At 39.2% G+C, this 13,989-nt stretch carries 12 protein-coding genes and 4 pseudogenes; all 16 read left to right on the top strand.

All coding sequences use genetic code 11. From position 1 onward, the window contains the following. A pseudogene (locus ACYRYG_RS12925) lies at positions 1-515 on the top strand (hypothetical protein); the annotation flags it as partial. Between the two features lie 10 nt (positions 516-525). Then, positions 526-1,311 carry a tyrosine-type recombinase/integrase gene (locus ACYRYG_RS12920; protein ID WP_460198434.1) on the top strand — a complete coding sequence of 262 codons (786 nt, stop codon included), beginning with the start codon at positions 526-528 and terminating at the stop codon, positions 1,309-1,311. A 64-nt stretch (positions 1,312-1,375) separates the two neighbouring features. Further along, complete coding sequence (locus tag ACYRYG_RS12915) at positions 1,376-1,660, top strand: hypothetical protein (protein WP_460198432.1); 285 nt, start codon at positions 1,376-1,378, stop codon at positions 1,658-1,660. A gap of 169 nt (positions 1,661-1,829) precedes the next feature. Beyond that, positions 1,830-2,921, top strand: a complete 1,092-nt coding sequence (locus ACYRYG_RS12910) for an acyltransferase family protein (protein WP_460198430.1) — start codon at positions 1,830-1,832, stop codon at positions 2,919-2,921. 4 nt (positions 2,922-2,925) lie between these two features. After that, positions 2,926-4,359 (top strand): lipopolysaccharide biosynthesis protein, encoded by a 1,434-nt coding sequence (locus tag ACYRYG_RS12905; RefSeq protein WP_460198429.1) that lies wholly within the window; start codon positions 2,926-2,928, stop codon positions 4,357-4,359. Between the two features lie 16 nt (positions 4,360-4,375). Further along, positions 4,376-5,485 carry a DegT/DnrJ/EryC1/StrS family aminotransferase gene (locus ACYRYG_RS12900; protein WP_460198428.1) on the top strand — a complete coding sequence of 370 codons (1,110 nt, stop codon included), beginning with the start codon at positions 4,376-4,378 and terminating at the stop codon, positions 5,483-5,485. Positions 5,486-5,669: 184 nt separating this feature from the next. Beyond that, positions 5,670-6,599, top strand: coding sequence for an ATP-grasp domain-containing protein (locus tag ACYRYG_RS12895; protein WP_460198427.1), 930 nt, complete (start codon positions 5,670-5,672; stop codon positions 6,597-6,599). Between the two features lie 183 nt (positions 6,600-6,782). Then, positions 6,783-7,784, top strand: coding sequence for a glycosyltransferase family 2 protein (locus tag ACYRYG_RS12890; protein ID WP_460198426.1), 1,002 nt, complete (start codon positions 6,783-6,785; stop codon positions 7,782-7,784). A 22-nt stretch (positions 7,785-7,806) separates the two neighbouring features. Further along, positions 7,807-8,427 (top strand): annotated as a pseudogene (locus tag ACYRYG_RS12885) (NAD(P)-binding protein); the annotation flags it as partial. Between the two features lie 147 nt (positions 8,428-8,574). Continuing rightward, positions 8,575-8,886: pseudogene (locus ACYRYG_RS12880) on the top strand (endonuclease domain-containing protein); the annotation flags it as partial. 60 nt (positions 8,887-8,946) lie between these two features. Continuing rightward, positions 8,947-9,408 (top strand): annotated as a pseudogene (locus tag ACYRYG_RS12875) (UDP-galactopyranose mutase); the annotation flags it as partial. Between the two features lie 177 nt (positions 9,409-9,585). Beyond that, positions 9,586-10,434, top strand: a complete 849-nt coding sequence (locus tag ACYRYG_RS12870) for a DUF4422 domain-containing protein (protein ID WP_460198425.1) — start codon at positions 9,586-9,588, stop codon at positions 10,432-10,434. A gap of 14 nt (positions 10,435-10,448) precedes the next feature. Next, the gene (locus ACYRYG_RS12865; RefSeq protein ID WP_460198424.1) at positions 10,449-11,486 is read left to right on the top strand and encodes a WaaS/CpsH family glycosyltransferase; all 1,038 of its coding nucleotides are present in this window, start codon (positions 10,449-10,451) and stop codon (positions 11,484-11,486) included. 13 nt (positions 11,487-11,499) lie between these two features. After that, positions 11,500-11,661 (top strand): hypothetical protein, encoded by a 162-nt coding sequence (locus ACYRYG_RS12860; RefSeq protein WP_460198423.1) that lies wholly within the window; start codon positions 11,500-11,502, stop codon positions 11,659-11,661. Then, the gene (locus ACYRYG_RS12855) at positions 11,639-12,136 is read left to right on the top strand and encodes a hypothetical protein (RefSeq protein ID WP_460198422.1); all 498 of its coding nucleotides are present in this window, start codon (positions 11,639-11,641) and stop codon (positions 12,134-12,136) included. The genes ACYRYG_RS12860 and ACYRYG_RS12855 overlap by 23 nt, the downstream gene beginning before the upstream one ends. Before the next feature lie 365 nt (positions 12,137-12,501). Beyond that, positions 12,502-13,491 carry an FRG domain-containing protein gene (locus ACYRYG_RS12850; RefSeq protein WP_460198421.1) on the top strand — a complete coding sequence of 330 codons (990 nt, stop codon included), beginning with the start codon at positions 12,502-12,504 and terminating at the stop codon, positions 13,489-13,491. Positions 13,492-13,989: the final 498 nt, after the last annotated feature.

Raw genomic sequence — 13,989 nt, 5'->3', positions numbered from 1 at the left:
ACAAAGATGGGAGTTGCCGCTGCTTTGTCCATCGGTCCGTTTTTTATGAGAAAGCCAGACATGGCGTCAAAAAGATAGAGAAACCCTCAATCAGTGGTTTTGTCTTCCTGCAGGGCAGTACGAAATATCTTCAACAATATTTGCATCAGAATTTTCCTTTTCTCCATCTGGTCAGGGACTGCAACACCGGTGTCCCGGCGGTCATTCCCAATTACCAGATGCAGCCATTCATGCAGATCATGAAAGATGATCCCACGCGGATCCGTATCTTGCAGCATCCCATCGGGCACTATGCAGAAGGGAATGTCAGACTACGGGTGCTTACGGGCATTCTGAAAGGTCAGGAAGGCTACCTTATCCGCATTGCCCGTGACCGTAAACTCGTCATGAAGATGGGTGATATGGTCGTGGCGATTGGCGGCGTACATAAGGAGCAGTTTGAGGAAGTGAAAAGTATGTTGGATGCGAATTACGGTGATCTTAGTGACCCCGAGAGGAATATGATAACATTATAATAGCTGAATTATGACTTTCGCGACTTTTACCCATCAATGGATCCGGCAACTGAACCAGTCAGGCAGGTATCTGGTAGCCGACAACCGAGAAGTAACCCTGCACAGCTTCCTCCAGTTTTTAGACAAGGATGATTTGTCCTTCGATGAAATTGATGAGGAGCTGGTAAAGAAATACGAATCCTGGTTGTATGACAGGGGACTCAAGCACTCTACTGTAGTCTTCTACCTCGCTCAGTTGTGTACCATCTTCAGGCAGGCCGTCAAGGAAGGAGAGACAGCCCGTCGCAATCCCTTTCGGCTGGTCAACAAGGCAACCGTTCCCAAACAGGACCGGCCGCTGCTTACCCGGGAGGAACTTCATCGCCTGCGTCATTTTGACTTTACCGGTATTTCCTCATCCCAGGCCTATGCCCGTGACCTGTTCTTCTTTTCTATCTATGCCCATGGAATGAGTTTTACCGACATCGCCTTTCTCAAGAAAAGTAATCTCAAAGACGGTATGCTTACCTATATTTCACATACATGGGGAAACCCTACGAGAACAGTCTGCTGGGATCCACAGATGCAGGCAATCGCCGCCCGCTATCCGTCGGAAACCTCCTATATTTTTCCCTTCGTCACTACCCGCAGTCGGAAGGAGGCCCTCCGGAAAGTCATTCAGCAGCGTCAGAACATTAAGTGTAATCTGAAGAAGATCGCCGTAAGATGTAACCTGTCCGTCGTTCCTACTTTCTTGATGACCAGAGATCTTTATATACAATTGGTTCAGCAGGCGAGTGTCAGTGACCTGATTTAACGGACGGAAATCATACTTGACAGGGTATGGACATCAATCTGATACAAACCACAATTTCACCATTATGATTACTATAGATAATACGGCATTTACCTCCGGCATCTCATTTCCTGATATTTTAGCCGTCCAGACTAAGGCAGTGCTCCTGCAGATCTGCAAGAAACTCGACCTTTATGTCAGTCCCAACCTGAAGAAAGCCGAGACCGTCCACCGGGTAGCCGTTGCCATGATGACCAATCCGATCAATATCCTCAGCATACTCAACAAACAGGAACTCCTGATTGTCAACTTCCCGCCTATCTTGATCTGGCTCAGCGCGGAGTCAAACCGCCGTCACCCAAACAGTTGAGGATGATGGCCGCCATGCAAAGATTGATGGATGAAGGCGAAGAGAATGGAGCCGTGTTTGGAGAGGGTAGAGATGAATAGGACTATTGTATATGATTGAAGTCACAATCTGCCAGTGACCAAAATGCACCATTTCGCTACCCCATAATGCACCATTTCGGTATACCATTATGCTACCATACACCTACAGTTTCAGGGGGGGAAAGAAAGAGAGAAGATCAAATCTCGAACTTTATCGGATAATTGTTATGCTACTTATCGTAGCACATCATTATGTTGTAAATTCCGGTTTGTTACAAGTCATGTCAAATAATCCGGTATCTGGAAGGGCAATATATTTATATCTCTTCGGTATGTGGGGCAAAACGGGTATAAACTGTTTTGTATTGATTACGGGTTATTTCATGTGTAAGTCTGAAATTACTATTCGAAAATTTCTAAAATTAATATTAGAAGTCGAATTTTATAATGTAGTTATCTATTTAGTCTTCTTGTTAAGTGGTTATGAGTCTTTCTCTGTAAAATCTTTCATTAAGGCTATCATTCCTGTTTATGATATTTCCAGCGATTTTACTTCTTGTTTTTTAATGTTTTATCTTTTTATACCTTTTCTGAATATTTTGATTAGGAACATGAATAAGCCAATGCATAAACGATTGGTTATACTATGTTTAATATTATACACATTTTTTGGTACTGCTCCTAAATGTCATGTCGTAATGAATTACGTTTCATGGTTTTGCGTTTTGTATTTTATCTCATCATATATAAGAATATATGGATTTATACCGAAAGTTACAAATCGTCAATGGGGAGAGATAACACTGTTATCTGTAGTATTATCTATAGCAAGTGTTTTGATGCTGATAGAACTTCATCAGATTATCGGTATTAAACTTGTTCCATATAGATTAGTTTCTGATTCTAATGTTTTTTTTGCGATTTTTACTGCTGTTTGTTCTTTTATGTATTTTAAAGACTTGAAGATCAGGCAGAGCAGATTAATTAACACTATCAGTGCAAGCACATTTGGTGTTTTATGTATTCATGCCAATAGTGATACGATGAGGCAATGGTTATGGAAGGATATGTTGAATAATGTTGGTCAGTATCAATCTGATAATATATATTGGATATCAATTCTTAGTGTAATGATGGTATTCATAATTTGTATTCTCATTGATCATTTGAGAATCATTTCAATTGAAAAGTGGACATTAAATTTTTTAGATAGAAAATTAGGTCGTATAACCTGTAAATAGAACCATGTCTGATTCATTAAAACAAAAAACAAAAAAGGGGGTAATATGGAGTACGGTAGAAAGATTTTCCGTCCAGGGGGTTCAATTTATAGTCATGATCGTCATGGCTCGTCTGCTTACTCCTCACGATTATGGGATCATCGGCATGCTTGCCATTTTCCTGGCGATAGCACAATCTCTCATAGACAGTGGATTCTCTCAGGCACTGATCCGGAAAACAGACAGAACGGAGACAGATAACAGTACAGTCTTCTATTTTAATCTTATTGTCAGTGGCTTATTATACCTCATCCTTTTTCTTTCTGCTCCGTTAGTTGCCAAATTCTATCACACTCCGGAACTTTGTCCGGTTATGCGGGTTGTCTGTCTCGGAATTATATTCAATTCTCTGGCAGTAGTCCAACGAGCTTTATTAACTGTAAAAATAGATTTTAAGACACAGGCTAAAGCCTCTTTATCTGCCGCGGTTATGTCTGGTGTCATTGGAATAACCTTAGCATATCATGGCGCAGGCGTGTGGGCATTGGTGGTTCAGCAACTGGTTAATTTAGGAGTAAACACGGGACTTTTGTGGGTGCTATCAAGCTGGCGTCCGAAACGTGTGTTTTCCTGGCAGTCCTTTCATGAATTGTTCGCATTTGGATCTAAGCTGTTAGTTTCAGGTTTAATTTATACAATATATCAAAATCTATATACACTTGTAATAGGAAAGTTGTTTGCCCCTTCAAAACTGGGACATTATACCAGGGCACAGCAGTTTTCTTCCTTTCCATCTTCAAATCTTACTGGTGTCATTCAGCGTGTGACCTATCCAGTACTTTGTGAAATTCGGAATGATGAAGAACATTTGAAAAGTGTTTATCGGCGTTTCTTGAAAATCTCTGCATTTATTGTGTTCCCGCTGATGGTTGGTCTTTCAGCAGTTTCTGCCCCTTTGGTACATGTCATTCTCGGAAGTAAATGGGACTATTGCGCACAACTGTTACAAATATTGTGTTTTGCTATGATGTGGTATCCGATACATGCCATTAATCTGAATTTACTTGAGGTAAAAGGGCGTTCCGATCTGTTTCTAAGACTGGAAATCATAAAGGAAATTTTAGGGGTTGTTATTTTATGTGCTACTGCTCCGTTCGGCCTTCTTGTCATGTGCTATGGACAGATTTTAAATTCTATATTATCCCTTCTAATCAATACCTGTTATACCGGGAAATTGATAGGTTTGGGCTTTATCAAGCAGATGAGAGACCTTTTGCCGACATTGATTCTATGTCTGGCAATGTATATCTTGATTGCTGTCATCAACCATTTTGTTACCGGCAATGTTGCTCGATTGTTAGTGGATGTGATAGCAGGTGCTACATTTTATCTGGGCATTAGCCGTATTTTGCATTTTTCAGAACTGAAATCAGTCTTTTCCTTAATAAAAAGAAAATAATTTAAATCATAAAATTATGAGTGATAAGAAAATAACAGTAACGTCACCTTTACTTCCCAATTTGGAAGAATTGAATGAACTGCTTAAACAAATTTGGAAAAGCAGGTGGATTACAAATAATGGTCATTTTCATCATCAGCTTGAAGAAGCACTTGCCGACTATCTGAAAGTTCCATATATCAGTTTGTTTACTAATGGGACTCTGCCATTGATTACGGCTTTGCAGGCCCTTCGAATTACCGGAGAGGTAATTACCACACCTTACAGTTTTGTCGCTACAACCCATGCTATCTGGTGGAATGGCATCAAGCCTGTATTTGTTGATGTTGATCCTCGGACTGGTAATATAGATCCTGAAAAGATAGAAGCTGCGATTACACCAAGGACCACAGCTATCATGCCGGTACATGTTTATGGCAATCCATGTGATACTAAGCGTATCCAGGAAATTGCAGATACATACGGACTGAAAGTGATTTATGATGCAGCCCATGCTTTTGGCGTAGAAGTCAATGGAAAGAGTATTCTCAATGCCGGCGACCTGTCCACACTCAGTTTTCATGCTACTAAAGTGTATAATACCGTTGAAGGCGGAGCAATGGTTATGCATGATGAAAAGACAAAACAGCGTATTGATCATCTGAAGAATTTCGGATTTGCAGATGAAGTTACTGTGGTTGGACCTGGTATTAACAGTAAAATGGATGAAATACGGGCTGCTTACGGGTTGTTGAATCTAAAACAAGTAGATACAGCCATAGAAGCCCGTCATCAGGTTGCTATTAAATATAGGAAGGCCTTGCGATCGGTAGAAGGTATTAGCTTTTTCGATGATATACCCGGTGTCAAACATAATTATTCCTATTTCCCCATATTTGTTGATGCTGAAAAATATGGTATGACACGTGACGAACTGTATTTGAAAATGAAATCCAAGAATGTCTTCGCACGTCGTTACTTCTATCCACTGATCAGTGATTTTTCAACCTATCGGGGTCTCCCGAGTGCGTCTCCGAATAATCTTCCGAATGCACATAAAATGTCAGATAGCGTCATTTGTCTGCCAATGCACCATCTGTTGAGTGATGAAGATGTGGAAAGAGTTTTAGATTGTATACTTCATTAAGGATATAGGACTTTATCGTTCATACGACAAATCGTTCTATAAGACTCTCGTGGGACATCTTATAAGTCTAGATAATAGGCAGTCCGGAAGGGGAATTTTATTAAGAATTAAAAATTAAGGATACCCTGAATTGCCCTGTTTATTAGGGATTGAACATTAATTGAACATATACTAACTAAATATCATGAATATTTTATTAACTGCGATTGGTTCCATGTCTGCTTTATGTATAATTCATAAATTACATAAAGCTGGTTGTAAAGTAATTGGTTGTGATATATATCCTAAAAGTTGGCATTATGAGGCTTCCCAATGTGACGTATTTGCACAGGCTCCTTATGCCAATACCAAAGAATATATACCATTTCTTCTTAATTTAGCTATAGATAATGATGTCAGGTATATATTTCCCTTAACGGATGTAGAAATAGATATTATTAATGAAAACCGTTATGTGTTTAAGCAGGCGGGAATTGTTATCTGCTTTTCTTCTCGGAAAACTTTATCTGTTGTTAGGAACAAACTGGCTTTATATGATTTTTTCAAGGAAGATAAAAAGGTTCTTTCAATTCCTACATATACATATAAAGATGATCTTTCAAAATTGATGTTTCCGTGTGTGGCAAAGCCCATCAAAGGAAGGAGCAGTGAAGGTCTACATTATTTACGGAACAGAGTGCAATTAAAAGCAATAGAGAGCCTTCAATCTTATGTTTTTCAACCTAAGATTGAAGGTCAAATTTGTACTGTAGATTTTGTCCGAGACGTGAAAAGTGATTCGGAATTTTGTGTACCTCGTGAAGAATTACTTCGTACTAAGAACGGTGCAGGTATAACAGTACGAATATTTCATGATGAAAAGCTAGAAGCTCTTGTAGATTATATAGGGTATAAATTAAATATACAGGGAGTTATCAATATGGAATTCATCGTTAGTTCAAATAGTTATTATTTGCTAGATATAAATCCTCGTTTTTCGGCTGGTATAGCTTTTTCATGTAATATGGGGTATGATTTCATTATTGCTCATTTGAACTGTTTCCGAAGTGAAAAGATACCAAGTCCTATTGCTTTTTCTGAAAGAATTGAAACGAAATATTTTATGGAAAATTAATGCGAATATTTAGTGTATGTGTTTTTACAAAAATGGTAATTGATTTCTTGATAGCAAGTAATAAATAGAAAGATAATTGTGTTTAGTGTTATCTATTAGATAGACATCAAATATCGACGGTAATAAAGCGATTGTGATAAATAAAGAATTAATTATTGTAATATAAATTTCACATAAATAGAAATGGAAGACAATATTATCGTTTCAATTCATTGTACAGTATTCAACCATGCCCCATATCTGCGTCAGTGCTTGGATGGCTTCGTAATGCAAAAAACTGATTTTCCATTCGAGGCAATTGTTCATGATGATGCGTCAACAGATGGTTCGGCGAAAATAATTCATGAATATGCTGAGAAATATCCAGACATTATCAAGCCGATTTTCGAGATAGAAAATCAATATTCAAAACATGATGGTAGTCTGAATCGAATCATGGAAGCACATATGCGAGGTAAGTATATTGCGTTTTGTGAAGGTGATGACTTCTGGACTAATCCTCACAAATTACAATTACAATACGACGCTATGGAATCGCATCCTGAATGCACTATATGCTTAAGCAAAGTAACTTTTGCAGATCGTGATGGGAATTCATTAGGAGCAACTATTCCATTTGGCTCAATGGTTAAAGAAGGAATCGTAAATGTTGAAACATTAACGCATACAGAATTTTACTTTGGAAAATGGTGCTTCCACACATCAAGTTTTTTCATCCGTCATGATATGTTTTCCGTACGTGACAGATTACAATCAAATGAATTAAAAGATTTTCCATATGGAGACATGCCATTACTCCTCTCTTGCCTTTTATCTGGTCCTGGCTATTTTGTAGACCAAATTACTGGTTATTACAGAACAGATTCAGGTGGATACAATTCAAGTTTGAAAAAGAACAAAGAAAAACTTATAAATAATACGCTTAGGGTAATAAAAGGTTTACAAGCATTGAATAAACTTACATGCTTCAAATATAAAAAGGATATTGAAATGGCTTGCCTACGCTATGAATATCGCATAGAAGTTGCTCGGGGAAATGAACTTGCCATTTTCGATAATAAATTTAAAGACTATAGGAAGTTGATACCTTCTAGGAAAAAGGCAGAACTCAGATTAATGATGTATTCTCCCTTCATTTATAATATCTGTAAGAAAATAAAACAGATGATAAAACCATCTAAATAAATTACAGGAAATTATCATGTCAATAAAGAAGTTCGATTATCTCATAGTTGGCTCCGGCCTTTTTGGTGCCACATTCGCATATTTCGCACACAAGCAGGGGAAGAAATGCTTGGTGATAGACAAACGACCACAACTGGGCGGCAATGTCTATTGCGAGAACATAGAGGGCATCAATGTACATAAGTATGGTGCACACATCTTCCACACATCAAACAAGGAAGTATGGGATTTCGTGAACTCCATTGTACCTTTCAATCGCTACACCAACTCTCCTGTTGCTAACTTCCATGGGAAGCTCTACAATCTGCCGTTCAACATGAACACGTTCTACCAGATGTGGGGAGCCACAACACCGGAAGAGGCAAAAGCTAAGATTGATGAGCAAAAGAGAGATGCGGTAGCTGCACTTAATGGTCGTGAGCCACAGAATCTTGAAGAGCAAGCACTTTGTCTTGTAGGCAAGGATATTTTCTATACGCTGATTAAAGAGTATACAGAGAAGCAATGGGGTCGTAAATGTACTGAGCTCCCCGCCTTTATCATCAAGCGCCTGCCTGTAAGGTTAGTATTTGATAACAACTACTTTAATGATTCCTACCAAGGTATTCCTATCGGTGGGTACAATAAGTTGATAGAAGGCTTAGGCCTCTCCCCAACCCTCCCCCGAAGGGAGGGAGAAAGCAGCGGTATAGATTGCTTGGTAGGTATTGACATTCCTTTAAATAAAGCCAAATATTCACTGAAACTATCTGAGGGCGGATACAGACAGACGGCAGATCCTATAAGTTATATGATGCTAGAGGATAGAGCTAAAGAAAATAGGAAGAATCCTACAGAAGCTGAAGATGCTTTTTGGAAAATGGCAAGTAGTAACGGATTTGGCGTAAAGTTCCGTCGTCAACATGTCATAGATAACTATATTGTTGATTTCGTATCATTAGAAGGTAAACTTGTTGTTGAGATTGACGGTGGTTATCATTTCACTCAAGAACAACAAATAGAAGACAACCTCCGTTCACAAGTTCTGAAAGATTATGGCTTCACCATTCTTCGCCTTAAGAACGAAGAAGTAATAGCAGACCCAGAAGAGGTAAAGGCCAAGGTTAAAATGGCTCTTTGGTTAGCAGCAAAAGCCCCTCTACGGGAGGGGGTTGGGGAGGCCGCTAATACTTTGGTATATACGGGTCGATTAGACGAATTCTTCGATTACAAGTATGGCAAACTCGACTGGCGCACAGTTTCCTTCAAGACTCGCATAGAAAACACACCCAACTATCAGGGCAATGCCGTAGTCAACTACACTTCCCATGATGTCCCCTATACCCGTGTCATTGAGCACAAGCATTTTGAGATGTTCAGTCAGCAAGTCTATGAAAATCCCAAGACCGTTGTCAGTGAAGAGTATTCCACCGAGTACAAGGATGGCATGGAACCCTACTACCCTGTCAACGATGATGCCAATAATTCTCTCGCCGACAAGTATCGCGCTGAAGCTGCTGCACTTTCCTTCCCTACGGGGGAAGGTCAGGATGGGGCCGTCATCTTCGGTGGTCGTCTCGCAGAATACAAGTATTACGATATGGCACCGATAATCGAGAAAGTTATGAAGATTTTATATATGTAAAAACCATATTGATATGGGTAATAAATATGTTTTGTTAGTCAGGCAGATTCTTAGTTTGTAACCAGATTCCACCGTATGTAGTTTTTAAAGTTCTGTTAAGAAAAGGAGGATGTCCAGATGAAGACATCTCTGATGTAAAAGCAAAACTCTGTTTGAAATTTAGTGACAGTTATAAACATGGATAAAGTAAAAATATTAGTGGCTTGTCACAAGCCTGCTAAGGTTTATCAAGATGAAGTGTATACACCGATTCAAGTCGGTAAGGCCCTTCATCCTGAATTAGACCTCGGTTTTATTACTGATGCAACCGGTGACAACATTAGTAGTAAAAATGGCAACTATTCAGAACTTACTGCCCAGTATTGGGCGTGGAAAAATTTAAAGGATGTCGAGTATATAGGATTATGCCATTATAGACGCTATTTTAAGCATCTTGTAACTTTCGAAAATATTGATACAATCCTTGGAAATCATGCTGATGTACTTCAAGTAGAAAGGCTGGAAGAAAGCATTGACCTTGCAACTCGTTTAATGTTATGGACCTCCAGAGAGGATTACTACATCTTCTTAATGTGTTTAAGGAAAGTGCATCCTGAGGACTTCAGCAAAGCATTGGAATATCTTGGAGGTAATATGTTCTCGCCGTTCAACATGTTTATAATAAAGAAAAAGCTCTTTGATGAATTTGCAAGATGGCAGTTTGAGATATTTTCTGAGATGGAAAAGTATGTTAGGTTGTCTTCTTATTCCAGACAAAAGAGGCTATATGGTTATCTTTCTGAGCCTCTATTATCGATTTATGCTTACATACGTAACTTTAGAGTTCGATATGATAAACAGAGCGAATGGCCTAATGAGAAATCATGGCAGGATTACACGCTGAAGGATAGGATAAACATTTTAAAATCTTCATTATCTTTTCGGCTTTCTCATGGCTTCAGAAGACATAGTGCTCCTGCGCCAGAAGATTTTGCTTTTGATGCAGTAAGGGCTGGAATGAAAAATGATGGCATTGTTATCAAGTAGCTCCAACATTACCAATGGACAACAGTAACAACAGCATTCAGGGCAAGCGCATCTTCCTCATGTGCGAGAAGTTCTTTGGCTATGATGTCGCTCTTAAAGAAACACTACTTAGCATGGGCGCTAAGGATGTCTATCTCCACGATGTGGCATGGCTGGAAGCTTCATGGAGAGGAAAATTTAATAGAAGGAGGATTCCTGCTATTGTAAAACATCCAAGAGCAAGAATGCAATGGACAGAGAAGCTGAAGGAAGAAATTAGTGACCGATACTTTGACATCTTTCTCTGTATGCCCATTACGCCGTTTAAGAAATCATTCATGACATGGTTACGGCAGAGAAATCCGAATATAAGAACCGTTCTCTTCATCTGGGATAGTGTAGATGGTATTATGTCGTATTATAAAGATTACTTTCACCTTTTCGACAAGATTTATAGCTTCGACAGGGATGACAGTAAAAAATACGGTTTCATCTATCAGCCAGACTTCTATGTTAGTGATGCTACGGTGCCCTATGCCGAATGCGAGTATGATATGAACTTTATCGGCAATCTTAGCAATAATGTGGATGTTTACAACCGTCCATCAATATTATCATATATTGCACAGTTCTCAAAAGTTCACCATCTGAACAGCTACTTATATCTGAAATACTCCAATCACAGGTCAAGGTTGAATAGGTATTTTGGCATTAAGAACAAATACGAGAAACTTGTAGAGGCATATTGCGAAAACGACTTCATGCACCCGGAAGCAATGCCATTGAATGAGGTAGAAAAGAAGCAGCAGAATGACAAAATTATTATCGATTTGTCTCATGCTAACAGACAAGGACTGACTATCAATGCGATAACAGCCTTGGCTAAAGGAAAGAAGCTCATTACGACTAACAAGCGTATCATTGATGAGCCTTTCTATAATCCGACAAATATATTCATCATTGATGAGAAACATCCTCATCTTGATGCCGCCTGGCTGAAGACTCCTCCACAACCGATTGACATGTCTGAGCTTAGGATGGATAACTGGTTGAAGACGGTATTAGCAGAATAAGACGAACAAACAAATGGATATACTCTCATTCCTACTCAAGTCCATCAATAAGTTAGTCTCTGTCTTTCACTTGCCAAAGGACGAGGTGAGAAAAGGCTTATGTGCGATACTATCTAAGCGGATAGAGGTGAGTGACGTACCACTCTATTTGAATGACAAAAAGGACTTGGGGTAAAGTCATCCGCTCTACTAAGTTCGAGCACATCTGTTTCCCTGAAGGCTACTGGTTCGAAGACACCCTCTTCTGTTTCATTTTATACAGCATGTGCACTAAGATGGTGACAATTCCCGATGACGTGTACTTATACCGTATTAATCCCAAGGGTATTTCCTCTACTTCCGTGGGCAATCCCAAGGTCATTGACAGCCTGCTTGTGACCCTCCAGTTGCTTGAGGATTCCAAGACATTAGGTTTATCCATGACCGCCCAGTTCTATGACATGTACCTCCGCCAAGTTCGTATGAACTATAGTCGCATCATCACCCTCCACGACCCCACCATCGCCCCCCACGTCTTTGCCGCCACATGCCGTGCCAAGCGTCAGTACTTCCTTACCGAGCATACTACCAACTCTCATCTGATACCTATCGAGCTGGCACTTGACGAGCATGACTTCGGGAAGTATAGAGTGCAGTGCAGCATAAGATAGAGGAAAGTTCTCTTATTATATTAGGAAATTATTAGGAGACTGCAGCTTAATATATACATATTATGACAATCCGTTGGCGGAATTAATTTTCATCTAATATCACCGCTAACTGGAAGCCCCTTTCCATAGTACTGGAAAGCATATTTCCATAGTACTGGAAGCCCCTTTCCATAGTACTGGAAAGCATATTTCCATAGCACTGGAAAGCCCATTTCCATAGTACTGGAAAGCTTATAACCAAAGTGCTGGTAATTTCGGATCATGTGGTAATATAAATGATAAACGGCATAAGTGGTTGAAAATTAAATGTATATACGACTTCTTGCCCTGCCTTTTCCTTCATGCTTTAATTCCGCCAATCGGTTATGACAGAATCTGAAGAGGAAAAACTGAAAGATAATCCAAATTACTTATTCCCCGATATCAATAAGGTTTTTGAGCATCTCCACAAAAGTGGTTGGTCTCAAATCAATACATTGGCATATGCATCTCCAATGTTTCAGGTGATGATGATTAAGGATAACTGGGGTGCCTACTTTCCAATGCCAGACTACCCTCTTTACAGAGGTCAGAGATATTACTACGACGTATGCAAGCCATCATTGTATAGAAGAAGCTGGACCGAAGAACAGAAGATTGAACGATTACTCCAAATCGAAGATTTCAAGCATATATTAGCGGAAAATCCTGAGGTTAAAGAATTGAAACAGGCAAGTTTGTTCGTTAATTATTTAGGGCTAGCGCAGCATTATGGAATAGAGACCGAGATGCTTGACATGACCAATAGTCCTTTAGTGGCAGCTTTTTTTGCAACTACTACTTATGACTCCAACACGAGAATGTATCGCCCGGTTGAAGATTGTGTTTCTGTTGGTTGCATCTATTTTGATGTCTTAGGACCTATGATAAATGGGGCTAACGAAGGCGAAAACAGAGATATATGGCCGGTTGGAATGGAAGCATTAAGAAGACCTAATGAGCAGCGGGGCTATACAATAAAGCTCAATGAAAATGATAATTTTAACACTATTATTAATCATCCCAAGTGCTTTCGTTTCATTCAGAACAGAGACTGGTCATACAAAATATTTGCTGCAACCGGTGGAGGCTCCCTACTTTTTCCTTACGATCCTATGGCTGATAAGATTTGGGCTATGAGGAAATTTAAAATATATGGTTTGGACTCATTGGATATTGTAATCGGAAATGAGCAATTGACCGTCCCAAAAGTAGGAATTCAGAAAGCACTTGAAACTAAGGGTTGCCATTTCCTAAGAACTACTCCATTTCTTTATACTAAGGAAGAGTTAAATTTCATTGAAAATGAATATAAGAAGAAGTTCCCCAACAGTTAATTTCCATTCTAACTTTATTACTCTTCTATATGAATAGCTACAACAATAAAAGATTATTGATACTTGGCAATGGCTTCGATGTTGACTTGGGCATGAAGTAAAGATACTCTGACTTTGCAAAAAATAAGGTTTGGCAAGAAAAGATAGAGAATAATGCGCTCATGCTGAGCCGTAATGGCTTGTTAAGGGCTCTTGTCGATGCTAAAGATAATGAGGCATGGTTTGACATTGAAAGTACCATGATGCACTATATCAGAAAACAGGAGGAACTGCATGAAGCTTATGGGTACCCATTAGCAAGTACAGACAGAGAAGAATATCAAGTCATTTGCTCAGCATTGAAGGAATATTTGTGTGAAGAATCTGAAACATTTCATTCGAAAATGTTTTTATTGCGAACAGCCTATAAATCGGCTATTCAGGTTTAACTTATTTGTTTTGACACAATAAAAGAATAAGCAGGCTGCGGTATGCTGTCTGCGGCTATTGGCTTAGGCA

This window comes from Segatella asaccharophila, assembly GCF_054687055.1.
Note: the sequence above shows the minus strand (reverse complement) of the source record. Positions and strands in the feature narration are given on the sequence as shown.